The sequence below is a fragment of the uncultured Alcanivorax sp. genome, assembly GCF_947258575.1.
Taxonomy (GTDB): Bacteria; Pseudomonadota; Gammaproteobacteria; order Pseudomonadales; family Alcanivoracaceae; genus Alcanivorax.
In genome coordinates this window covers 99,986-121,912 of sequence record NZ_CAMYIV010000002.1, presented here as the reverse complement: position 1 = coordinate 121,912, position 21,927 = coordinate 99,986, and the positions used below count along the sequence as shown (strand labels likewise).

21 protein-coding genes are annotated in these 21,927 nt (G+C 60.5%); 11 read left to right on the top strand and 10 right to left on the bottom strand.

Annotation, left to right across the window (positions count from 1 at the left end):
- Window positions 1–173 precede the first annotated feature (173 nt).
- From nqrF to tesB, 9 genes are all read right to left on the bottom strand, one after another.
- Window positions 174–1,403 (bottom strand): NADH:ubiquinone reductase (Na(+)-transporting) subunit F, encoded by a 1,230-nt coding sequence (gene nqrF / locus Q0Y02_RS00700; protein WP_297762923.1) that lies wholly within the window; start codon window positions 1,401–1,403, stop codon window positions 174–176.
- 16 nt (window positions 1,404–1,419) lie between these two features.
- Window positions 1,420–2,040 (bottom strand): NADH:ubiquinone reductase (Na(+)-transporting) subunit E, encoded by a 621-nt coding sequence (nqrE, locus tag Q0Y02_RS00695; protein WP_297762920.1) that lies wholly within the window; start codon window positions 2,038–2,040, stop codon window positions 1,420–1,422.
- A gap of 12 nt (window positions 2,041–2,052) precedes the next feature.
- On the bottom strand, window positions 2,053–2,718 hold the full coding sequence (locus Q0Y02_RS00690) for an NADH:ubiquinone reductase (Na(+)-transporting) subunit D (RefSeq protein WP_297762918.1): 666 nt from the start codon (window positions 2,716–2,718) through the stop codon (window positions 2,053–2,055).
- On the bottom strand, window positions 2,718–3,515 hold the full coding sequence (locus Q0Y02_RS00685; RefSeq protein ID WP_035247256.1) for a Na(+)-translocating NADH-quinone reductase subunit C: 798 nt from the start codon (window positions 3,513–3,515) through the stop codon (window positions 2,718–2,720). Before Q0Y02_RS00685 ends, Q0Y02_RS00690 begins: the two co-directional genes overlap by 1 nt.
- Entirely contained in the window at window positions 3,516–4,748 is a 1,233-nt protein-coding gene (locus tag Q0Y02_RS00680) for an NADH:ubiquinone reductase (Na(+)-transporting) subunit B (protein ID WP_035247253.1), read from the bottom strand.
- Between the two features lie 2 nt (window positions 4,749–4,750).
- Window positions 4,751–6,097, bottom strand: coding sequence for a Na(+)-translocating NADH-quinone reductase subunit A (locus Q0Y02_RS00675; protein ID WP_297762913.1), 1,347 nt, complete (start codon window positions 6,095–6,097; stop codon window positions 4,751–4,753).
- Window positions 6,098–6,366: 269 nt separating this feature from the next.
- Window positions 6,367–7,806, bottom strand: a complete 1,440-nt coding sequence (locus tag Q0Y02_RS00670; RefSeq protein ID WP_084573447.1) for a glyceraldehyde-3-phosphate dehydrogenase — start codon at window positions 7,804–7,806, stop codon at window positions 6,367–6,369.
- A gap of 412 nt (window positions 7,807–8,218) precedes the next feature.
- The gene (locus Q0Y02_RS00665) at window positions 8,219–8,806 is read right to left on the bottom strand and encodes a uracil-DNA glycosylase family protein (protein WP_297762907.1); all 588 of its coding nucleotides are present in this window, start codon (window positions 8,804–8,806) and stop codon (window positions 8,219–8,221) included.
- On the bottom strand, window positions 8,803–9,681 hold the full coding sequence (tesB, locus tag Q0Y02_RS00660; protein WP_035247246.1) for an acyl-CoA thioesterase II: 879 nt from the start codon (window positions 9,679–9,681) through the stop codon (window positions 8,803–8,805). The genes Q0Y02_RS00665 and tesB overlap by 4 nt, the downstream gene beginning before the upstream one ends.
- A 282-nt stretch (window positions 9,682–9,963) precedes the next feature.
- Here tesB and Q0Y02_RS00655 point away from each other — a divergent pair, with 282 nt between their 5' ends.
- The 6 genes from Q0Y02_RS00655 to Q0Y02_RS00630 are packed head-to-tail and all read left to right on the top strand — an operon-like array spanning window position 9,964 to window position 13,697.
- Window positions 9,964–11,181 (top strand): hypothetical protein, encoded by a 1,218-nt coding sequence (locus tag Q0Y02_RS00655; RefSeq protein WP_297762905.1) that lies wholly within the window; start codon window positions 9,964–9,966, stop codon window positions 11,179–11,181.
- Window positions 11,181–11,954 (top strand): hypothetical protein, encoded by a 774-nt coding sequence (locus Q0Y02_RS00650; protein WP_297762903.1) that lies wholly within the window; start codon window positions 11,181–11,183, stop codon window positions 11,952–11,954. The genes Q0Y02_RS00655 and Q0Y02_RS00650 overlap by 1 nt, the downstream gene beginning before the upstream one ends.
- A 7-nt stretch (window positions 11,955–11,961) precedes the next feature.
- On the top strand, window positions 11,962–12,375 hold the full coding sequence (locus Q0Y02_RS00645) for a tail fiber protein (RefSeq protein ID WP_035247242.1): 414 nt from the start codon (window positions 11,962–11,964) through the stop codon (window positions 12,373–12,375).
- Window positions 12,376–12,388: 13 nt separating this feature from the next.
- Window positions 12,389–12,799 carry a tail fiber protein gene (locus Q0Y02_RS00640; RefSeq protein WP_035247240.1) on the top strand — a complete coding sequence of 137 codons (411 nt, stop codon included), beginning with the start codon at window positions 12,389–12,391 and terminating at the stop codon, window positions 12,797–12,799.
- An 8-nt stretch (window positions 12,800–12,807) separates the two neighbouring features.
- The gene (locus tag Q0Y02_RS00635) at window positions 12,808–13,224 is read left to right on the top strand and encodes a tail fiber protein (RefSeq protein ID WP_035247238.1); all 417 of its coding nucleotides are present in this window, start codon (window positions 12,808–12,810) and stop codon (window positions 13,222–13,224) included.
- Window positions 13,224–13,697 carry a GNAT family N-acetyltransferase gene (locus Q0Y02_RS00630; protein ID WP_297762898.1) on the top strand — a complete coding sequence of 158 codons (474 nt, stop codon included), beginning with the start codon at window positions 13,224–13,226 and terminating at the stop codon, window positions 13,695–13,697. The genes Q0Y02_RS00635 and Q0Y02_RS00630 overlap by 1 nt, the downstream gene beginning before the upstream one ends.
- Here the strand turns inward: Q0Y02_RS00630 and Q0Y02_RS00625 are convergent.
- On the bottom strand, window positions 13,672–13,959 hold the full coding sequence (locus Q0Y02_RS00625; protein WP_035247234.1) for a hypothetical protein: 288 nt from the start codon (window positions 13,957–13,959) through the stop codon (window positions 13,672–13,674). The genes Q0Y02_RS00630 and Q0Y02_RS00625 overlap by 26 nt on opposite strands.
- Window positions 13,960–14,058: 99 nt before the next feature.
- On the opposite strand from Q0Y02_RS00625, the gene mfd reads away from it, so the two are divergent.
- The 5 genes from mfd (at window position 14,059) to Q0Y02_RS00600 (ending at window position 21,768) form a co-directional block, all read left to right on the top strand.
- The gene (mfd, locus tag Q0Y02_RS00620; protein WP_297762896.1) at window positions 14,059–17,550 is read left to right on the top strand and encodes a transcription-repair coupling factor; all 3,492 of its coding nucleotides are present in this window, start codon (window positions 14,059–14,061) and stop codon (window positions 17,548–17,550) included.
- Between the two features lie 249 nt (window positions 17,551–17,799).
- Window positions 17,800–18,393 (top strand): peptidoglycan binding protein CsiV, encoded by a 594-nt coding sequence (locus Q0Y02_RS00615; protein ID WP_297762893.1) that lies wholly within the window; start codon window positions 17,800–17,802, stop codon window positions 18,391–18,393.
- Window positions 18,394–18,624: 231 nt separating this feature from the next.
- Window positions 18,625–19,677 carry a Glu/Leu/Phe/Val dehydrogenase dimerization domain-containing protein gene (locus Q0Y02_RS00610; protein WP_297762889.1) on the top strand — a complete coding sequence of 351 codons (1,053 nt, stop codon included), beginning with the start codon at window positions 18,625–18,627 and terminating at the stop codon, window positions 19,675–19,677.
- 20 nt (window positions 19,678–19,697) lie between these two features.
- Window positions 19,698–20,768 (top strand): pyruvate dehydrogenase (acetyl-transferring) E1 component subunit alpha, encoded by a 1,071-nt coding sequence (gene pdhA / locus Q0Y02_RS00605; RefSeq protein WP_297762886.1) that lies wholly within the window; start codon window positions 19,698–19,700, stop codon window positions 20,766–20,768.
- Complete coding sequence (locus Q0Y02_RS00600) at window positions 20,761–21,768, top strand: alpha-ketoacid dehydrogenase subunit beta (protein WP_297762883.1); 1,008 nt, start codon at window positions 20,761–20,763, stop codon at window positions 21,766–21,768. Before pdhA ends, Q0Y02_RS00600 begins: the two co-directional genes overlap by 8 nt.
- Window positions 21,769–21,927: the final 159 nt, after the last annotated feature.

The following is a 21,927-nucleotide window of genomic DNA, read 5'->3' as shown; positions in this document are numbered from 1 at the left end:
ACCTGTAATCCAAGGGAATTCAACGTTCTGCAGGAAACACTCTGGCAAAGGCCAACGTGAGGCGAACCTCACTACTCGGAACTTGCCGTCCCGTTAGCCATGCAAGCATAGCTCCTACATAATAAAAAAGGCTTAACAACAAAACGCCGACCCGCAGGTCGGCGTTTTTGGTGTTATCCGCCGAAGTCATCCAGCAGGATGTTTTCCGGTTCTACACCCAGGTCATCAAGCATCTTGATTACCGAGGCGTTCATCATCGGCGGCCCACACATGTAGTACTCGCAGTCTTCAGGGGCCGGATGGTCCTTCAGATACTGCTCGTACAGCACGTTATGGATAAAGCCGGTGAGTCCGTCCCAGTTATCTTCGGGCTGGGGATCAGACAACGCCAAATGCCATTCGAAGTTGTCGTTCTCGTCGGCCAACAGGTCATATTCATCATTGTAGAACGTCTCACGCCAGCTACGGGCACCGTACCAGAAGCTGATCTTGCGCTTGGAATTCAAACGCTTGAGCTGATCGAAGATATGGCTGCGCATGGGCGCCATGCCGGCACCACCACCGATGAAGACCATTTCCGCATCGGTCTTCTTGGCAAAGAACTCGCCGAAGGGACCGAACACGGTGATCTTGTCACCCGGTTTCAGGTTGAAGACGTAGGAGCTCATGATCCCGGGCTGGATATCCTTGGAACCCGGAGGCGGAGTGGCGATCCGGATATTGAACTTGAGGATGCCCTTCTCTTCCGGATAGTTCGCCATGGAATAGGCGCGAATCACTTCCTCGTTGTTCTTGCAGTTCAGATCGAAGAAGTTAAAACGCTCCCAGTCACCGCGGTACTCTTCGCTGATATCGAAATCAGCGAATTTCACGTCGAACGGCGGCGCTTCCAGCTGTACATAACCACCAGCGCGGAAGTCCACGTTCTCGCCTTCCGGCAGCTTCAGCGTCAGCTCTTTAATGAAAGTGGCTACGTTATCGTTAGCGATAACCTCACACTCCCATTTCTTCACACCGAAGAACTCTTCCGGCACTTCGATCTTCATGTCCTGCTTCACGTTCACCTGGCAACTCAGGCGCCAGCCGTCGCGAATCTCGCCCTTGGTGAAATGCCCCTCTTCGGTAGGCAGGATATCACCACCACCTTCCAGAACCTGACACTTACACTGGGCACAGGTGCCACCACCGCCACAGGCGGAAGACAGAAAGATACCCTGGTTGGCCAGGGTACCCAGCAGCTTGGCGCCAGCCGGGGCGTCGATGGATTTTTCTTCATCACTGTTGATGTTGATGTGCACGTTCCCGCTGGCTACCAGCCGGGAGCGCGCCACCAGGATCACCGCCACCAGTGCCAGCACAATGGCGGTGAACATGACCACACCGAGAATAATCTCAAAACTCATGATTCAACCCCTTCGCTTACAGCTGCACGCCGGAAAAAGACATGAAGCCCAGAGACATCAGCCCCACGGTGATGAAGGTGATGCCCAGACCTTTCAGGCCGTCCGGCACGTCGCTGTACTTCAGCTTCTCGCGAATACCGGCCAGCAGCGTAATCGCCAGCGCCCAGCCAACCCCGGCACCCACGCCGTAAACCATGGACTCCCCAAAGCTGTAGTCCCGCTCCACCATGAACAATGACGCACCCAGAATGGCGCAGTTCACGGTAATCAGCGGCAGGAAGATACCCAGGGCGTTGTAGAGACTGGGCACATACTTGTCCAGGGTCATCTCCAGGATCTGCACCAGCGCGGCGATAACGCCGATGTAGCTGAGCAGGCCCAGGAAACGCAGGTCCAGGCTGGCCAGGGATTCAATCCCGGTCCACGCCAGGGCGTTCTCGTCCAGCAGGTAGGTAAGGATCAGGTTATTCACGGGCACGGTGATGGTCAGTACCACTACCACCGCAACCCCCAGACCGATCGCGGTCTGGATCTTCTTGGACACGGCAATAAAGGTACACATGCCCAGGAAGAAGGCCAGCGCCATGTTTTCAACAAAGACGGCGCGGACGAACAGGCTCAGATAATGTTCAAACATTACTCGTCTCCGTTAAAACGCGTCGCTGACACGGGTGTGTGGCTTCATCTTGAAGGTATCTTCTTCTACCTGCTCAGGCTTCCAGACCCGGATCGCCCAGATGAACAGACCGATCAGGAAGAAGGCGCTGGGCGGCAACAGCATCATGCCGTTGGTCACGAACCAACCGCCGTCAGCGGCCTTGGTCAGGATCTGGTGTCCGAACAGGCTGCCGGCGCCCAGCAGTTCACGAATGAAGCCCAGACCCAGCAGGATCACCGAGTAACCCAGACCATTACCCACACCATCCAGGAAGGACGGGATCGGCGGGTTCTTCATGGCGAAGGCTTCCGCCCGGCCCATCACGATACAGTTGGTGATGATCAGCCCCACGAACACCGACAGCTGCTTGGAAATGCCGTAAGCGTAGGCTTTCAGGAACTGGTCCACCACGATTACCAGCGAGGCAATAATGGTCATCTGCACAATGATGCGGATGCTGGACGGAATGTAATTGCGAATCGAGCTGACGAAAAAGTTCGAGAACGCGGTGACGGTGGTCAATGCAATACACATCGTCACCGTCGTGCTCAGGTTACTGGTTACCGCCAGGGCGGAGCAGATACCGAGGATCTGCAGCGCGATGGGGTTGTTGTCGAAAATCGGACCTAAAAGGATGTCCTTCGTTTTCTCCGCCATTACGCGTCTCCTTCCTGCTGTTCGACCACTTCACCTTGCTGCATGCGCTTGAGGTAAGGACCGAAACCGTTTTCACCGACCCAAAAGCGCAGCAGGTTACTGACACCGTTGCTGGTCAGGGTCGCGCCGGCAAGGCCATCCACCTTGTGTTCGGCGTTCGGCGTCTTGCTGTCCACGGCGCCTTTGACCACCTGGATTTCTACTTCACCCTGCTCACCATAAAGCTTTTTACCTTCCCACAGGGCTTTCCATTTCGGGTTGTCCACTTCGCCGCCGAGGCCAGGGGTTTCGCCGTGTTCATAGAAACCCAGACCGGAAACGGTGTTGGCATCCGGCTCCAGGGCCAGGAAACCATACAAGGTGGACCACAGGCCATAGCCATGCACCGGGAGGATGATGCGGCTCAGGTCACCGTTATCACCGCGGGCCAGGAACACTTCTGCAACGTTCGCCTGGGATTTGATACCGGCAATATCCTCTTTCCCGCTGAGGCGTTCGGACCGCTGGGGGTCCTTGGCTGCCTTGCGCTGGTCATAGGATTCCGGCATCTCTACGTATTCACCGGTGTCGATGTCAACAAAGCGGCGTTCAATGCTTTTGAACACCTCGTTCACATCCACACCGGGCTGGTACAGACCAGCGGCCTGCAGGATGTTCATGCGTTTGTCCAGCAGCTGGTTCTTGCTCTGTACCGGTCGCAGGCTTACCGCAGCGGTGGCAACCACCACACCGCAAACCACACAGACCAGAAAGGCAACCAGCAGCGTTTTGCCGACACTTTCTTTATTTGCTGACATTTACACTTCTCCCCCGGTCCGGCGCAGGCGGCGACGAACATTCGCCTGCACAACAAAGTGGTCGATCAACGGCGCACACAGGTTGGAGAACAGGATTGCCATCATCACGCCCTCCGGGAACGCCGGGTTCACCACCCGGATCAATACGATCATGACACCGATCAGAGCACCGAAGATGTACTTGCCCACATTGGTCATGGAGGCCGACACAGGGTCAGTGGCCATGTAGATCATGCCGAAGGCAAAGCTGCCCACGGTCAGGTGCCAGTACCAAGGCATGGCGAACATGGGGTTGGTAGCTGAGCCCACCGCATTCAGCAGAGTACTGAGCGCCACCATACCTAGGAATACACCCAGTACGATGCGCCAGGAGGCCACTTTGGTAAGCAGCAGCGCCGCGCCACCTATCAGAATCGCCAGTGTTGATGTCTCACCGATGGAGCCCTGAATACCGCCCAGGAAGGTCTGCATCCAGGAGATATTGGCACCGGCATCGGCAGTCAGATTGCTGGCGAAGTCCAGTTGACCGGCAGCGGCCAACGCCAATGGGGTCGCCCCGGAAAAGTTATCCACCGCGGTCCATACCGCATCCCCGGACATTTCTGCCGGATAGGCGAAGAACAGGAACGCCCGCCCGACCAGCGCCGGGTTGAGGAAGTTCTTGCCAGTACCCCCGAACACTTCCTTACCGATGACCACACCAAAGGAAATACCCAGGAATACCTGCCAAAGGGGAATAGCCGGAGGAAGAATCAGGGTAAACAGGATACCCGTCACGAAGAAACCTTCGTTCACTTCGTGGCCGCGCTTCCAGGCGAACAGGCCTTCCCAGATGAAACCACCCAGGTAGACCACAATCAGAATCGGCACGTAATAGACCATGCCATGCAGCAGGTTGGACCATAAACTGGCCGCATCAAACCCTGCCAGGGCCATCACCAGATCACTGCGCCAGCCGGGAATCGGGCTGAAGCCTTCAGCGATTTGCAGGTTGGCCTGATAACCGGTGTTCCACAGCCCGAACAAAATCGCCGGGAAGGCGCAGAACCACACCGTCATCATGATCCGTTTCAGATCGATACCATCGCGTACATGCGCAGAGGACCGGGTCACCGAATCCGGGGTGTACAGCATGGTGTCGAACATTTCGTAGAAGGTGTAATACTTCTCGAACTTGCCACCCTCGTGGAAATGCGGGGCGACCTTGTTGTCCAGAAAACTTCTCATGCCCATGCTCAGCTCTCCGCTTCAATGGTGGTGAGATTGTCGCGCAGAATCGGACCGTACTCGTATTTGCCCGGGCACACGAAGGTACACAGGGCCAGGTCTTCTTCCACCAGCTCGAGCGCGCCCAGTGCCGTGGCACTGTCGGTATCACCAACGATCAGCGCACGCAGCAACTGAGTCGGCAGGATATCCAGCGGCATCACTTCCTCGTAGGCCCCCACCGGCACCATGGCCCGCTCGGAACCGTTGGTGGTAGTGGTGAAGTTGAAACGCTTGCCCGGCATCAGCTTGGACAGGTAGATGTTCAGCACCGAGAAGCGATTCACGCCCGGGGAGATGTACCCCAGCAATTCGCGTTTATGGCCTTCGCACAGCGCCGTTACCTGGTTACCGGTACGGCTCAGGAAAGCCACCGGACCTTGGGCATTATGGCCGCCAAAGACGGAGCCACTGATCAGGCGGTTGTCACCTTCTTTCAGCTCACCCTGGGCGAAGTCGTCGGTGCTGGCACCCACACGGGTACGCAGGGAACGCGGCGTTTTCACCTGTGGGCCAGCCAGAGCCACTACCCGGGAGGAGTAGATCTTGCCTTCGGTGAATAATTTCCCGATGGCAATCACGTCCTGATAACCCACAGACCAGACGATCTTTTTCAGGCTAACCGGATCCAAGTGATGAATGTGTGTACCCACATTGCCCGCCGGGTGTTTGCCGGCAAAGGCTTCTTCACGGACCTGGCCGCCGGCGAAGCTCGGCAGATCGGTGTTGGCGCCACGACATACCCATACCGGGCCATCGGTAAGACGGCTCAACACGGCAAGACCGTGACGGAAAGCTTGTTCGTTTTCCTTGATCACCAGTGCCGGCTCCTGGGCCAGCGGGTTGGTATCGAGAATGGAAACGAAAATGGAATTCGGGGTGCTACCCGGTGCCGGTACCTTGCCGAAGGGGCGAGTCCGCAACAAGGTCCACTCGCCAGAGTCCACCAGCTGCTGCTGAACCGCTTCACGGTCCAGGCCGGCTAGCTGGTCGGCGCTGAAGGAATCAAAGGTGACTTCGTCTTCCTGCTCGGCCACTTCAATCACTACCGATTGAAGGACGCGCTTGTGGCCACGGTTGATCGCCACCACCTTGCCAGCGGCAGGAGCGGTGTATTTCACACCCTCGGTTTTCTTGTCCGTGAAGATCAACTGGCCTTTCTTGACCACGTCTCCCTCGCGGACCTCCATGGTGGGTTTCATGCCCACATAGTCACCGCCGAGCACGGCAACAGAACGAACCTGGTGGCCTTCCTCAATCGCCTGGCGCGGTGCACCAGTGATGGGCAGATCCAGGCCCTTCCTGACTTTAATCATAGTTTCTCGCCCACGTTGCGTGTTGCTGAAGTCGAGGCACATCCGCCTGCAAGCCCCGAAAAGCGGGAAATGCCGTGGATGTTCGCTAAAACCGGAATTTGCACTTGGGAGCCGGCAACAAGCCGGCGGCGCCATTATAAAGACGCACCTGCCCGTTCGCCAGCACCGTGCGACCCGTCTTTCGTCGCACAGAACCACTTTGCTGCAAAAGAAAACCCGGTGATGCACCGAAAAAAAGCCCGCAGCGCGGGCTTCTTTTCAAACGCAGTTCAGTCTTTCGGGTACGCCGGGTATTCCACTCCGGAGATCTGCTGCAGGATACGCAGTACCTGGCAGCTGTAACCGAACTCGTTGTCGTACCACACGTACAGTACGCAATGACGCCCACTGACAATGGTAGCCTCCGCATCAATCACGGAAGCGTGACGGGAACCCACGAAGTCGGTGGATACCGCATCCGGGCTGCTCACGAAGTCCACCTGACGCTGCAGCGGAGAGTGCAGGCTCACCCAGCGCAGGTACTCGTTGAGCTCTTCCAGGGTGGTTTCCTTGCCCAGGGTCAGGTTAAGGATCGCCATGGACACGTTCGGGGTCGGCACCCGGATGGAGTTGCCGGTGAGCTTGCCCTGCAGGGACGGCAGCGCCTTGGCAGCAGCCGTCGCCGCACCGGTTTCGGTCAGCACCATGTTCAGGGGCGCGGAGCGACCACGACGAGGACCTTTGTGGAAGTTATCCAGCAGGTTCTGGTCGTTGGTGTAGGAGTGCACGGTTTCCACGTGGCCGTATTCGATGCCGAACTTGTCTTCCAGGGCTTTCAGTGGCGGCACGATGGCGTTGGTGGTGCAGCTGGCAGCGGAAATGATCTTGTCGCTGTCTTCGATCATGTCATTGTTCACGCCGTGAACAATGTTCTTCATATCACCCTTACCCGGTGCAGTCAGCATCACACGGGCAACGCCCTTGCACTGCAGATGCTGGGAAAGGCCTTCAGAATCACGCCACTTACCGGTGTTGTCGATCACCACGGCATTGTTGATGCCGTACTCGGTGTAATCGATGGAAGACGGATCGCTGGAGTAGATCACCTTGATGAAGTTGCCGTTGGCGATGATGGCGTTTTCGTCTTCATCCACGGCGATGGTGCCGGCAAACGGGCCGTGCACGGAGTCACGACGCAGCAGGCTGGCACGCTTTTGCAGGTCGCCCTTGCCGGATTCGCGCACCACGATGGCCTTCAGGCGAAGACCATCGCCGGAACCCGCTTTCTCGATCAGCAGACGGGCCAGGATACGGCCGATACGGCCAAAACCGTACAGCACCACGTCCGTGGAGCTGGGCTCTGGCCCCTTGTTATTGACCGCTTCAGCCAGCTCTTCACGGACATAGTCCTCAATGGACAGGCCGCGATTATCTTTCTTGTACTCTACCGCCAGTTTGCCGATATCAATGCGGCAGGGGCCCAGGTCCAGCTTGTTCACTTCCTGCAGAACCGGGAAGGAATCCACCACAGACAGCTCGGAATCTTCGACCTGCTTGACGAAACGATGGGCTTTCAGGATCTGGATAACAGACTTGTTGACCAGGGAGCGGCTGTAAACTGTAGTAGTGATGTTCTTTTCGCGATGCAGCTTGCCGATCATCGGGATCATGGCTTCTGCGATTTCTTCGCGGTTCTTCCAGCGTCCGAAGTGGTCTTCCAGTTTGTTCACGGAGATGCCCCTCTCAGGTTGGGTTCGGGTGAAGAAAACCGTGGCTGGCACCGAAATGCCCGGTTTCTACGTTCACCGGCGGTGGAGTTTGGGGCGCGAATAATATCGCCAAACGCCGCGTTTATCCACCCAAATGGCGGGGATATTACGGTTTCACGAACATGGGAGTCTCTGCACAACCCCTTGCATGCTCAGTCTTTCAGGCTGGCTCGTAATCTAGGCGCGCTTTTGAAGGTGTATGTCCATCCATCGAAAAAGCGCAACGACGAGTACGGGCCAGCCTGGAAGACCCGGAGGGCGTGTCCTGAAGCGCACATCTGCTGCGCCTTGCCTCTAGGAAAGGAAACCACCCTACCCGTCGAGACAAGACACAACATCTGCACGCTTCAGGCCACGCTGAGTACGCAAGGGGTTATGCAGAGACTCCCAAAGCTTTCACACGTTCACGCAACACCGGCAACACCTCCTCCTCGAACCAGGGCCGCTGGCGCAGCCATAACCGGTTTCGCGGGCTCGGATGAGGCAGCGGGAAGTAGCCATGCTGCAGGGTCCGGGCGAAATCACGAACATTGTCTGACAGGGTCTTGCCCGGCTCCGGCAGGTAGTACTTCTGGGCGTACTGCCCCACCAGCAGGGTCAGCTGCAGATCCGGCAGCTCCGCCAGCAACTGTTCATGCCACTGGGGGGCACATTCCGGGCGGGGCGGCAGATCGCCCCCCTTGCCGCGACCCGGATAACAAAACCCCATGGGAATAATGGCAATGCGGTTTTCGTCATAGAAGGCATCCCGGTCCATTTGCAGCCAGTCGCGCAGCCGGTCCCCGGAAGGATCATTCCAGGGAATGCCGGTTTCATGGACCCTAGTGCCTGGCGCCTGCCCCACGATCAGCAGCCGGGCCCCCTCCCCGGCGCGCACCACCGGGCGCGGCCCCAGAGGCAGATGGGCCTCGCACAGCCGGCAGGCCCTCACCTCTTCCAGCAGAGGGATCAGCTTGCTCATGCCGCCGGGCTGTCCGAGCGGTGCAGGCGCATCAGCCCTTCCTGGGCCACAGATGCCACCAGGGTGCCGTCCTGACGATAGATGGAGCCGAAGTTCATGCCCCGGGAGCCACCGGCAAAGGGGCTCTCGCTACGATAGAGCAGCCATTCATCAATGCGGAAATCCCCGTGGAACCACATGGCGTGATCAATGCTGGCGCACTGCACATGGGGCTGCCAGAAATTCATGCCGTGGGGCAGCATGGCCGTCCCCATCAGCCCGAAATCCGAGCAATAAGCCAACAAGGCCCGCTGGGTCATGGGGTCTGCGTCGACAGAATCGACCACCTTGAACCAGACCTCCCGCAACGGCGGTTCCGGCTGGGAAGAAATCGGATCACGGGGGGTCACCGGGCGGAACTCTACCGGCCGGTCTTGCAGAAACGCCTCGCGATACTGTTCCGGCAACCGGGCCACCAGCTTCTGTCGGGCTGCCTCGTCATTCTCCAGACCTTCCGGACCGGCCACCTCCGGCATGGGCACCTGATGGGCAACGCCCTCCTCTTCAACCTGATACGACGCCGCCAGCGAGAAAATCGGCCGGCCATGCTGGATAGCGTTGACCCGGCGGGTGGTAAAACTCCTGCCGTCTCGAATGCGGTCCACGTCATAGACTATGGGTTTGGTGAAATCCCCGGCCCGCAGAAAATAGGCATGAAGAGAGTGCACCGACCGGTCCGTCGGCACGGTTTTCGAAGCCGCCAGCAACGCCTGACCGGCCACCAGGCCGCCAAACACACTCTGCTGGCCATTGGCCTGGCTCTGACCTCTAAACAAATTATTCTCAAGCTGTTCCAGATCAAACAGCGTCATCAGCTCCCGAACCGATGCATTCATAGACGTATCCTCAGCGCAAAACACAATCAATAACGGGTCATGGTAACCGCAAGCCCGCTAAAATTTGAGGTCAAATCACGAATCGGCTCAACCTGCCGGGGTTCTTCGCGGGCGCAGAGGCAGCCCAGGAAATTAACAACACCACTGTGGTCTCGTCCTCCTGCTTGGCACAACGCCAGAGAAAACATCACTTTTAGCGCTTGTTTGAACTGAGTCACACTGTTTACTATATGCACAAATAGACAAAGGGGGCGCCTAGATCGCCTTCGGGGGGACAATTCGATGTTTCAGCTTCTCCGCGGTGGCCTGGCGGCCATGGCGCTCTGCATGTTGCTTTTCTCTCAGGCCGTGCAAGCCACCGTTCCATCACGCCTGGTCATACAAGGCTATCTCAGCGATCGCTCCAGCCAGTTGCCCCTGCATGGCACCTACACTCTGACCACAACCCTTTACGATCTATCCGGGCGGACGACCGACTACCAGAATGATGGAGGGACCAACACCGATCCCCTCGGTCTTGGCGCAGTCCTCTGGACCGAAGACATGACCGTCAGCGTTGAGAACGGCCGATACAGCCTGGTGTTGGGTGATAGCGACAGCAACCCCCTGCCCGATGACCTGCTGGAAAGCAATCAGGTAGAACTGGGGCTGGCGATTAATGGCGACAGTGAAATGTCTCCGCGCCTTGTCGTCACCACCGGCAGCGTGCCCTATGCCCTGCAGGCCCGCGAAGCCGAGCAGGTCAACGGGGATATCACTCCGCGCACGGTAAGCGTCGCCGATCAGCTTTTGATCAATGAAAATGGTGAGTGGGTAGGGCCGGACAGCGGCTTGGTCGGCCCCAAAGGTGACACTGGTGAAGCCGGCCCCACTGGGCCCCAGGGTGATACGGGGCAACCCGGTCCGGCGGGCGCACCGGGCCCCCAAGGTCCACAGGGTGAAGCTGGACCACAAGGCATCGCCGGCCCCATTGGCCCCAAAGGCGAGACTGGCAGCCAGGGCCCCATCGGTCCTATCGGTCCCAAAGGGGATACCGGTAATACAGGCCCACAAGGCGCAGTCGGACCGCAAGGTATCGCTGGGCCCACTGGTCCTAAAGGCAACACTGGAGACCAAGGCCCCGCTGGACCCATCGGCCCCAAGGGCGATACCGGTGATCAAGGACCTCAGGGTGAAGCCGGACCGCAAGGCATCGCCGGTCCCGCAGGCCCAAAAGGCGACACAGGTAACCAGGGCCCTATAGGGCTCACCGGCATGACCGGCCCAGCCGGCACATTCAGTACCAGCAATGTAGCCCAGAAGGCCTGCACCAGTGCGACAAGCTGCCAATGTGACAGTGGCGTGGTACTGGCCGGTGGCGTTCAGTGTGCCAGCAATAGCTACATTACCAACAGCTACCCCAGTGCCGCCGGCGCCTGGAGCGGCAGTTGCGAAACCTGGCAGACTGGCGCGGCCGCCACGCCTACCGCCATTACCATTACTTGCGCGGTAGCCAACTAATGGCTATCACGCGACGGCAGTTTATCGCGGCTGGCGGCGCGGCCGGGATCCTGCTCAGCACACCCTTGGTCGCCGGCACCACGGCAGCCCGCGTGGAACTGGTCAGTGCAGCGCGGGCGATTGCCCTCGGCGAGAACCAGCGGCTGCAGATCACCGACCATGGCCGCCAAGCCCAGTGGTATCGCAACGGTAGCACCATCAGTCTAGACACCGGCGCTCCCCACGAAACCCGCATCGTTGCCGCGGCCCTGGATGGGGATAACGCTGTCCTGCTGGACCGCAGCCAGCGTCGGCTAAGCTGGTTCCGGCCCAACGGTAGCCAGGCCCGCCATATTGGTCTGACCGATCTGCAGGAACCTGCCGACTTTGTGCTCAATGGTGACCACGCTTTGATCGCAGATGTACACGGCCATCGCCTGATGCGACTGCATCTGCGCAATGAATCCAGAGTCTGGCTGCAAAGCGACCGGCCCCTGAATGGTCCCGCCTCTCTGGCCAAAACCGCAGAGCGCATCACCCTGCTCACCCTCGGCGATCGGCGACTGCACCACTTCACCCTGACAGGCGACAGCCTGGGCAGTGAAGTCAGCACATTAACCATGCCCAGCGGCTTGACCGCCGTGAACGACCAGCTATTGATCATGGATCGTTGCCAGAAGCAGCTCTGCTGGGCTGACCGAGCTACACCGGTACTGGCACTCCCCCAAACCAGCGCCCAGCAGCTGGCTCATCTGAGCTGGCAACCGGGCAGTAACCTGCTGATCAGCGTGTGAGGCCACTATGAGCGAACCTTTTATTGCTGAAATTCGCATCTTTGCGGGTAATTTCGCCCCTCGCAGCTGGGCCTTTTGCAACGGGCAACTCTTGCCTATCAGTCAGAATACCGCCCTGTTCAGCCTGATCGGCACCACTTATGGCGGGGATGGTCGTACCACAGTGGCCTTACCCAATCTGCAAGGCCGAGCGCCCGCACATCCCGGCAGAGGCCCCGGGCTGCCAAGTTATCGCCTTGGTCAGGTGGCCGAGAACAACCCGGTAGAGGTTGTACAGAACGTCACGCCCGACCGTAACCTGGGCAATAGCCAGACCACCCGCACTATCGCCGCCAAAATACCCGCTGGCGATCAGCGCCATCCTTATCTGGGTCTGAATTTCATCATTGCTCTGCAAGGGCTATACCCATCCAGAGGCTAGGAGTCTTTTACTGATGAGCGAACCCTTTCTCGCCGAAATCCGCATTTACGGCTTCAACTTTGCGCCCCGCGGTTGGGCCTTCTGCGATGGACAAATCTTGCCGATCAATCAAAACCAGTCCCTTTATTCTCTGCTGGGCACTACCTACGGTGGCGACGGCAGAACCAGCTTTGCACTTCCGGACCTGCGCGGCCGCACGCCCATGCATCCGGGAGCGGGTAGCATCAATCAGGGCACTAAAGGGGGAACGGCGAACACAACCGGGCCTGCCGATGATGGAGACACCCTGGACAGCCTGACCCTGGATCGCAATCTGGGCAGCACCTTGAATAACACCCTGGTTGCCACCCATGGTGCGCAGATGGATTCTATCGCGCTTAACTTTGCCATTGCCCTGCAAGGGCTTTTCCCAAGCAGAAGCTAGAGGCTCCTATGTCAGAACCCTTTGTAGGCGAAATTCGCATGTTTGCGGGCAATTTTGCTCCGCGAGGCTGGGCACTCTGCGATGGCCAACTATTGGCCGTATCACAGAATGATGCGCTGTTTTCCCTGTTTGGCACCATTTATGGCGGTGATGGCAGAACCACATTCGGTCTACCGGATTGTCGGGGACGCTCTCCGGTACACGCCGGCACGGGTCCGGGACTTCCTCAGGCTCGTCTGGGCGCCAAAAGTGGCAGCAATGCCAGTGGTGCCGTTGCTGCCACTACCAGCGTCAGCATTGATCGCGGCCTGGGGAAAACCCAACAAACCTGGCAGGCGCATTCGAACAACCAGGAATCGCTGACCCCCCAGCTCTTTGTGCACTTCATTGTGGCCCTGTTCGGCATTTACCCTTCCCGCTCGTAATGCACAGCTACCGTTTACGCCCGGCCAGTGACAACGACACACCGATGTTACTGGCCATCTACACCAGCACCCGCCAGGAAGAAGTGGCGCAGACCGGCTGGCCCCAGGGGCAGCAGGATGCCTTTTTGGCCATGCAGGCCAAGGCGCAGCACGAACACTACCTGCTGCATTATCCGGAAGCAGAGCGTCATCTGATTGAGTTAAGCGGGGAGACAGCCGGGCGGCTGTACCTGTCCGATTGGGAGCAGGAAATCCGCATCGTGGATATTGCCCTGCTGCCGGCCTTTCGTGGCAGCGGCCTGGGGTCACAGGTTCTCGCCGCCCTGCAGGCCCGGGCTCGCCGGGCCGGCAAGCCCCTGACTATTCACGTGGAAACCAATAACCCGGCACGACGGCTCTATGAGCGGCTGGGATTTGTGGAACAGGCAGACAAGGGTGTCTACCTGCTTATGCGCTGGCAACCTGACGATTGAACACCGCTTCGAAATGGTAGGTACCATCACTGGCGCCCAACGGCCCCACCGGTACCACAAACACCGATGTCTCACCAAGCACGTCGTTACGCATGACAGTGGCGCCCTGCTCCAATTGCACCTGCCCCGCAAACAACAGGGAGAAACATTCCCACCCCTCCGGCGAGATCGGCATCGTCACTTCCGCCAAGGTCAGGCTATCGCCATTTTCCAGCGTAAACGCCTGTCCTTCACAATCTTTCCATTGTTGTAATGTAATCATGCATCCTCCCCAATCAGACCGGCAGTCTAGCCGGCACTGACGGCACCGTCACCCTTGGCTACAATACGCACCCACCGAACACGCAGGACACGGGCTTTAATGAAGTTACTCCCCGACAGCAGCCTCTTCCCCACCGGCCGCGAGCACTATAAAGACTGGGCCGGGCTGGACAGCGGTAGCATGGCCGCCGTGCTGGCCGAACTGGCGCGCAGCCAGGATCACTTGTTTGTGGTGCTGGCTCCCAACAGTAGTCGCGCACAACACCTTGCCGACTCGCTGGAGTTCTACCTGACCGGTAGCGGGGATCAGGGCAACGATACGCCGGTGATGCTGTTTCCGGACTGGGAGACCCTGCCCTACGACCTGTTCAGCCCCCACCAGGACATCATCAGCGATCGCATCCGCGTGTTGCACCAGCTGCCCAGCAGTCACAAGGGCATCCTGGTGGTGCCAGTGAATACCCTGATGCAGCGTCTGGCCCCGCCACTGCATATCACTGGCAACAGCTTCCTGCTCAAGGTGGGCGACACCTTCGATATGGAAGCCACTCGCAGCCGCCTGGTGTCCTGCGGCTACCGACAGCGGGATAACGTTTATGAGCACGGCGAATTCGCCGTGCGCGGCGCCATCATGGATATCTTCCCCATGGGCGCCGATCAACCCTTCCGCATTGAGCTGTTCGACGACGAGATCGAATCCCTGCGCCTGTTCGACGCGGAAAGCCAACGCTCCACCGGCAAAGTGGATGACATCACCCTGCTGCCGGCGGCGGAATACCCGCTCAGCGCCGACGGCATCAGCCGTTTCCGCACCGCCTTTCGCGACACCTTCGACGTGGACACCCGTGGTGTACCGCTCTATCAGGATGTGTCCGACGGCCTGTCTGCACCCGGTCTGGAGTACTACCTGCCGCTGTTCTTCGAGAACATGGCCACGCTGTTCGACTACCTGCCCGACGATGTGCGGCTGGTGGAACTGGCCGAATGCCAAAGCGCCATAGAGCATTTCTGGGCCGATGTGGAGCAACGCTACGAATCCCGACGCCACGATATCCACCGGCCCATCCTGGCCCCCTGGAAACTGTATCTGCGCCCGGAAGAGCTGGCGGCGGCCCTCAAGCAGCATCCCCGGGCTCGCCAGGCAGACAGCACCACCCCCAGCAGTAACGCTATCCAGTTCGATGTGACCCGGATGCCGCCGCTCACTGCGGATGTGCGTGCCAGCAACCCTCTGGCCCTGCTGCACACCTTCTCCGACGCCCATCCGGACACCCGCATTCTGCTCTGTGCGGAAACCGCCGGCCGCCGGGAAGCCCTGCTGGAACTGATGCAGAAAATCGGCATCCAGCCGGCCCTGAAAGACAACTGGCCGGACTTCATCGCCCAGCCAGAGCGCTGGAGCCTGACCCGCGGCGAGCTGGATGCGGGCTTCTACGCCCCCGAACACGAGCTGCTGGTGGTCACCGAGAACGACCTGTATGGCGAGCGCGTACTGCAACGCCGGCGCCGTAAATCCAGCAGCGACGACGGCGCCGCCGAACAGGCCTTCCGCTCCCTGGGCGAACTGACCGAGGGCGCTCCGGTGGTACACATGGAGCATGGCGTGGGCCGTTATCTTGGCCTGATCCACATGGAGGTGGACCGCCAGCAACACGAGTTCCTGCTGCTGGAATATGCCGGCGGCGACAAACTCTACGTGCCGGTGTCCTCCCTGCACCTGATCAGCCGCTACGGCGGTGGCGATAGCGCCCCGCTCAACCGGCTGGGCACAGAGCAGTGGAGCAAGGCACGGCAGAAGGCCGCGGAAAAGATCCACGACGTGGCCGCTGAACTGCTCAACACCTACGCCCGCCGCGAAGCCCGCCAGGGCAAGCAGTTCGACGTGGACATGAACGATTACGAACGCTTCAGTGCCGGCTTTCCCTTCGAGGAAACCCCGGACCAGCAGGCTGCCATTGCCTCAGTCATTGCCGACATGCAGTCCAGCCAGCCCATGGATCGGCTGGTGTGCGGCGATGTGGGTTTCGGCAAGACCGAAGTGGCCATGCGCGCCGCCTTTGTGGCCGTGGAAAACCAGACCCAGGTGGCGGTACTGGTGCCCACCACCCTGCTCGCCCAGCAGCATTACGAATCCTTCACCGACCGCTTTGCCGACTGGCCGGTAAACATCGAAGTGCTGTCGCGCTTCCGCAGCGCCAAGGACAAGACCCAGGTGTTGCAGCGCCTGAAAGAAGGCAAGGTGGATATCCTGGTGGGCACCCACCAGTTACTGCAGGAAACCGTGTCTTTCAGCGATCTGGGCCTGATCATCGTGGACGAGGAACACCGCTTCGGGGTACGCCACAAGGAACGCCTCAAGCAGATGCGCGCCGAGTGTGACATCCTCACCCTCACCGCCACACCGATCCCCCGAACCCTCAACATGGCCTTCAGCGGCATGCGCGACATTTCCATCATCGCCACCCCGCCGCAGAAACGCCTGTCGGTGAAAACCTTTGTGCAGCAGCACAATGACACCACCATCAAGGAAGCCCTGCTCCGCGAGCTGCTTCGGGGTGGCCAGGTGTACTACCTGCACAACGATATCGACACCATGGAACGGACAGCTGCCGACATCCGCAAACTGGTGCCCGATGCCCGCATCGGCATTGCCCACGGGCAGATGCGCGAGCGGGAACTGGAAGCGGTGATGAGCGACTTCTATCACCGGCGCTTCAATGTGCTGGTCTGTTCCACCATCATCGAAACCGGTATCGACGTGCCCAGTGCCAACACCATCGTCATCGACCGGGCCGACAAGCTCGGCCTGGCTCAGCTGCATCAGCTGCGCGGCCGCGTGGGCCGCAGCCATCATCAGGCCTACGCCTATCTGATTACCCCCAGCCCCAAGGCGATGAGCAAGGATGCGCTCAAGCGACTGGAGGCCATCGAACAGGCCACCGACCTGGGTGCCGGCTTCATGCTGGCCAGTCAGGATCTGGAAATCCGTGGTGCCGGGGAGCTGCTCGGCGAAGAGCAACACGGCAACATCCACACCATCGGTTTCAGCCTCTACATGGAAATGCTGGAGCAGGCGGTGGAAGCCCTGAAACGGGGCGAACAACCGGACGTGGAAAAACCGCTCAGCGGTGGCCCGGAACTCAACCTGCGCATCCCCGCGCTGATCCCCGAGGATTACCTGCCGGACGTGTTCGGCCGCCTGACCCTCTACAAGCGCATTGCCGGCTGCAAGACCCGCAATGGCCTGAAAGAACTGCAGGTAGAGATGATCGACCGCTTCGGCCTGCTGCCGGAACCGGTGAAAAACCTGTTCGCAGTCACCGAACTGCGCCAGCAGGCGGAAAGACTGGGCATCACCCGACTCGATGCTCACGCCGGTGGCGGCAAGCTGGAGTTCGGCGAGCGTACCCCGGTGGACCCGCTGACCATCGTCAAGCTGGTCCAGTCCGGCCCCAACCGCTACAAGCTGGAGGGTGCCAATGCACTGCGTTTTGTGGAAGACAGTGAAACGCCCGAGGAACGCATCGAGGTAGTAGACGCCCTGCTCAAGCGCCTGGCAGCCCAGAGCATCAAGCAGGACACAGGCAGCTAATTCGTGAAAAACGACCGGCCAGGTGGTTAATCGTGAATTGGCGGTGTGAACTGGTTATAGTCGTTGAAATAAAAAATGACGTGGGTGCAATTTCCAGGGGACACGCCAGGTCCTAACCGGGACAAACAGGCGTAAGGAAATCACCGGACTCTCCGCCCTCAGCGGAGCATCCGACAGGCAGCAGGAGGGGCACGCCTCCGCGTCAGTATCAAGATAAGGCCTGCTCACAGGCCACCAGAGGAGATCCCGATGCTTCGCGCATTCGTTTTGGCTGTGCTGGCCCTCATGGCCACCCCTGTCATTGCCCAGAGCTGGTACAACGTTGAAGTCCTGATATTCGCCCGTGATCACGGCAGCAGCGAAGAAATCTGGCCCGCCGATTTGCAACCTCGCTACGCCCCGCGGTCAGTGACCATCGGCGCACCGCAAGCCAGTGAGTATGCCGACCCGGACGCCCTGTCCCGCGGCGCCTGGCAACCCCTGCCGGAAGACCAGACCGTGCTGCAATACATGATGGAACGCATGGCCGGCACCGGAGATTATCGCCAGCTCTACCACAAGGCCTGGAGCCAGCCCATTGGCGACAAGGGCAATACCTTGCCAGTGTATCTGAGCGGTGGTCAGACCCTGGCCACAGGGGACGGCAATGTGCCAGAACTGGAAGGCACCCTGCATTTCAGTGAATCGCGCTACGTCCACGTTGAGCCGCGCATCTGGTTCAATACCCAGAGCAATGGCCAACGTTTCTACGTGGATATCAACGAGAGCCGTCGCCTCACTGGCCATGAAGTCTATTACTTCGACCACCCCATGTTCGGCATGCTGGTGCGCATCACCCGCTAACGGCCTTCCATATTACTGCACCTGTAGGAGCGCCTCTCGAGGCGCTCCTACAACGACGACCCTACCGTGTGTTGTTATTCCCCCACCCCATAACGCCGCCTGTCAGAAATAACAGATCCGTACAGGCACACTGCCGTTTCCCGCGCTAAAGTAAATTCAAGGGCCCTACCCGGCCCGGACAATACGATCCCGAACGGGCCTACCCGCCCCACCGGGAAAGGAGCCGTTGCCATGTTCGCTACCCTCGAACAGACCGACGTCGCCGAACTCCACCAATTCCGGGATCCGGCAACCGGTCTGCGCGCCCTGATCGCCCTGCACTCCACCCGACTGGGCCCTGCCCTCGGTGGCTGTCGCTGTCTTCCCTACCCCGATGAACACACCGCCCTCAATGACGTCTGTCGTCTCGCCCGTGGCATGAGCTACAAGGCCGCCCTGGCAGGCCTGCCGCTGGGCGGCGGCAAGGCAGTAATCATGGAACCGGAAAAACCCTACAACCGGGCCGCCCTTTACCGTGCCTTCGGCGACGCCGTTAACCGCCTGGGCGGGCGCTATATCACCGCCATGGACGCCGGCACGGAAATCACCGATCTGGACCAGGTAGCCACCCAGACCCGCCATGTGTGGGGCTTTTCCGGCGACGGCATGGACCCGTCGCCCTATACCGCCCTGGGTGTATTCGCCGCCCTGGATGCGGGGATTCGCCACCGCTTCCAGCGCCATGGCGCCAGGGGCCTGCACATCGCCATTCAGGGCCTGGGCCATGTGGGCAGCCAGCTGGCCCTGATGCTGGCCCGGGCCGGTGCCCGGCTGACCCTGGCGGACCTGGACCCGCGCCGGGCCCACCGGCTGGCAGACCGCCTGAATACCCAGTGGGTTCCCGCCGACAGCATCTACGACGTGAACTGCGATATCTTCATGCCCTGCGCCCTGGGCGGCGTGCTGAACGCCGATACCATCCCCCGCCTGCAGGCCGGACTGATCGTGGGCGCCGCCAACAACCAGTTGGCCAGCGACGACGATGCTCAACGACTGCGCCAGCGCGACATCCTCTACACCCCGGACTACCTCAATAACGCCGGCGGCCTGATCTCCCTGGCCCTGGGCCACCGACAGGAGAGCCACAGCGCCATCCGCCACAAGGTACTCGGCATCGGCCGCACCCTCTGCCAGTTGCTGGACCAGGCGGACCAGAACCAGATCAGCCCTGCGCAGATGGCCGACCGGCAGGCAGAACAGCGTCTGCACGATGACACCGGCAAGCACGCCTGGAAAGCGGCCTAAAAGCCGCCAAGGAGGATGCCATGTTCACTTCCACTCCCTATGACATGCACCACCGCCTGCCGGACCTGCCGGAGAACACGGACTGGCCACGGCTGGTGGACGGCTACCGCCATATGGCGCTGATTCGCACCTTCGACAAGAAGGCGGTGAACCTGCAACGCACCGGCAAGCTGGGCACCTATGCCTCCTGCCTGGGCGCCGAGGCCATCGCCACCGCCGGCGGCATGGCCCTGCACGATAGCGACGTCTTCGTGCCCTACTACCGGGACCACGCCACCCAGTACCTGCGCGGCGTCCCGCTGTATCAGATTCTCCAGTACTGGGGCGGCGACGAGCGCGGTAACGCCTTCCCGGCGGATACCCCCGCCGCCCGCGACCTGCCCAACTGCGTTCCCATCGCCACCCAGCTCACCCAGGCCGCCGGCATCGCCACCAAGGCCAAACTGTGCCACGAACAGGCCGCCGTGCTGGCCACCTGCGGCGATGGCGCCACCTCACGGGGTGACTTCCATGAAGCCCTCAACGTGGCCGGCGTCTGGCAGCTGCCGCTGGTGGTGATGGTCAACAACAACCAATGGGCCATTTCCGTGCCACGCAGCCTGCAGACCGCCAGCGACACCATCGCCCAGAAAGCCGTGGCTGCCGGCATCGAAGGCTTCCAGGTGGACGGCAACGACCTGCCTGCCCTGTTGGAAGCGCTGGACTACGCCCTGGACAAGGCCCGCCACGGCAAGGGCGCCACCCTGATCGAAGCGGTGAGCTACCGGCTCAGCGACCACACCACCGCCGACGACGCCGGCCGCTACCGCAAGGCCAGCGACCTGCACGCCGCCTGGCAGCGCGAACCGGTGGCACGGCTACGCCAGGCCCTGGCCGACGCCGGCCACTGGGATGCCGGGCAGGAGAAGCAGTGGCTGGCCGAGTGCCAGCACCAGGTGGATAACGCGGTGGAAACGTACCTCAACCAACCGCCACAGCTGCCCACTGACATGCTCGACTATCTCTACGCCGAGCTGCCCGAGGCCCTCAAGGCACAACGGGCCGCACTGGCAACGCTCAGCCCGGAGCAAACGGGAGGCCACCATGCATAGCGCCCAACAACACCCGGACACCAGCGTACCGCTGAACCTGCTGGAAGCGGTCAACCAGGCCCTGCGCCACGCCATGGAAGCCGATGAAAACGTAGTGGTACTGGGCGAGGACATCGCCACCAACGGCGGCGTATTCCGGGCCACCGAAGGCCTGAAAGAGACATTCGGTTTCCGCCGGGTCATGGACACCCCGCTGGCGGAAAACCTGATCGCCGGCCTGGCGGTGGGCATGGCCAGCCAGGGCCTGAAGCCGGTGGCGGAGATCCAGTTCATGGGCTTTATCTACGCCGCCCTGGAGCAACTGATCAGCCACGCCGCCCGCCTGCGCAACCGCACCCGGGGCCGCCTGAGCTGTCCTCTGGTGATCCGCGCGCCCTTCGGCGGCGGCATCCATGCCCCGGAACACCACAGTGAAAGCACCGAGGCCCTGTTCGCCCATGTCCCGGGCCTGCGGGTGGTGATCCCCTCTTCCCCGGCAAGAGCCCATGGCTTGTTGCGCGCCGCCATCGCCTGCCCGGACCCGGTGCTGTTCCTGGAACCGAAACGGCTCTACCGCCTGCAACGGCTACCGGTGGAACTGGACGATGACCCTCTGCCGCTGGACCGCTGCTTCACCCTGCGAGCCGGCGAAGACGTGAGCCTGATCAGCTGGGGCGCCATGATCCACGAAACCCTGGCCGCCGCCGAGCAACTGGCCGAAGACGGCATCAAGGCGGAAGTGATCGACGTGGCCACCCTGAACCCTCTGGACCGGGACACCCTGATCGCCACCGCCAGCAAGACCGGCCGCGTGGTTATCGTCCACGAAGCCCCCCACAACGCGGGCTTCGGCGCCGAGATCGCCGCCACCCTGGCCAGCGACGCCCTGATGCACCTGCTCGCGCCCATAGAGCGCGTCACCGGCTACGACTGCCCCATGCCCTACTTCGCCATGGAACAGCACTACATGCCGAGCGTGGAGCGGATCGTGGCGGCGGCAAAGAAAACGTTGGAGTATTGAGAGAACGCTGACACGCAAAACGCTTCACGCAGGAACGCGGGTGGATCGTAGGAGCTATGCTCGCATGGCGAACCGCCCGACAGGGCGCCCCATTTATTCGCAAGCAGGTTCCCCATGCGAGCATGGCTCCTACAGTGAAAGCAGCGTGTTGTATGCCAG

Excerpts from the sequence above, each read along its gene's own strand:
- nqrF (WP_297762923.1), bottom strand. The coding sequence starts at position 1,403 with ATGAGTTTTGAGATTATTCTCGGTGTGGTCATGTTCACCGCCATTGTG.
- nqrE (WP_297762920.1), bottom strand. The coding sequence starts at position 2,040 with ATGTTTGAACATTATCTGAGCCTGTTCGTCCGCGCCGTCTTTGTTGAA.
- Q0Y02_RS00690 (WP_297762918.1), bottom strand. The coding sequence starts at position 2,718 with ATGGCGGAGAAAACGAAGGACATCCTTTTAGGTCCGATTTTCGACAAC.
- Q0Y02_RS00685 (WP_035247256.1), bottom strand. The coding sequence starts at position 3,515 with ATGTCAGCAAATAAAGAAAGTGTCGGCAAAACGCTGCTGGTTGCCTTT.
- Q0Y02_RS00680 (WP_035247253.1), bottom strand. The coding sequence starts at position 4,748 with ATGGGCATGAGAAGTTTTCTGGACAACAAGGTCGCCCCGCATTTCCAC.
- Q0Y02_RS00675 (WP_297762913.1), bottom strand. The coding sequence starts at position 6,097 with ATGATTAAAGTCAGGAAGGGCCTGGATCTGCCCATCACTGGTGCACCG.
- Q0Y02_RS00665 (WP_297762907.1), bottom strand. The coding sequence starts at position 8,806 with ATGAGCAAGCTGATCCCTCTGCTGGAAGAGGTGAGGGCCTGCCGGCTG.
- tesB (WP_035247246.1), bottom strand. The coding sequence starts at position 9,681 with ATGAATGCATCGGTTCGGGAGCTGATGACGCTGTTTGATCTGGAACAG.
- Q0Y02_RS00655 (WP_297762905.1), top strand. The coding sequence starts at position 9,964 with ATGTTTCAGCTTCTCCGCGGTGGCCTGGCGGCCATGGCGCTCTGCATG.
- Q0Y02_RS00650 (WP_297762903.1), top strand. The coding sequence starts at position 11,181 with ATGGCTATCACGCGACGGCAGTTTATCGCGGCTGGCGGCGCGGCCGGG.
- Q0Y02_RS00645 (WP_035247242.1), top strand. The coding sequence starts at position 11,962 with ATGAGCGAACCTTTTATTGCTGAAATTCGCATCTTTGCGGGTAATTTC.
- Q0Y02_RS00640 (WP_035247240.1), top strand. The coding sequence starts at position 12,389 with ATGAGCGAACCCTTTCTCGCCGAAATCCGCATTTACGGCTTCAACTTT.
- Q0Y02_RS00635 (WP_035247238.1), top strand. The coding sequence starts at position 12,808 with ATGTCAGAACCCTTTGTAGGCGAAATTCGCATGTTTGCGGGCAATTTT.
- Q0Y02_RS00630 (WP_297762898.1), top strand. The coding sequence starts at position 13,224 with ATGCACAGCTACCGTTTACGCCCGGCCAGTGACAACGACACACCGATG.
- Q0Y02_RS00625 (WP_035247234.1), bottom strand. The coding sequence starts at position 13,959 with ATGATTACATTACAACAATGGAAAGATTGTGAAGGACAGGCGTTTACG.
- mfd (WP_297762896.1), top strand. The coding sequence starts at position 14,059 with ATGAAGTTACTCCCCGACAGCAGCCTCTTCCCCACCGGCCGCGAGCAC.
- Q0Y02_RS00615 (WP_297762893.1), top strand. The coding sequence starts at position 17,800 with ATGCTTCGCGCATTCGTTTTGGCTGTGCTGGCCCTCATGGCCACCCCT.
- Q0Y02_RS00610 (WP_297762889.1), top strand. The coding sequence starts at position 18,625 with ATGTTCGCTACCCTCGAACAGACCGACGTCGCCGAACTCCACCAATTC.
- pdhA (WP_297762886.1), top strand. The coding sequence starts at position 19,698 with ATGTTCACTTCCACTCCCTATGACATGCACCACCGCCTGCCGGACCTG.
- Q0Y02_RS00600 (WP_297762883.1), top strand. The coding sequence starts at position 20,761 with ATGCATAGCGCCCAACAACACCCGGACACCAGCGTACCGCTGAACCTG.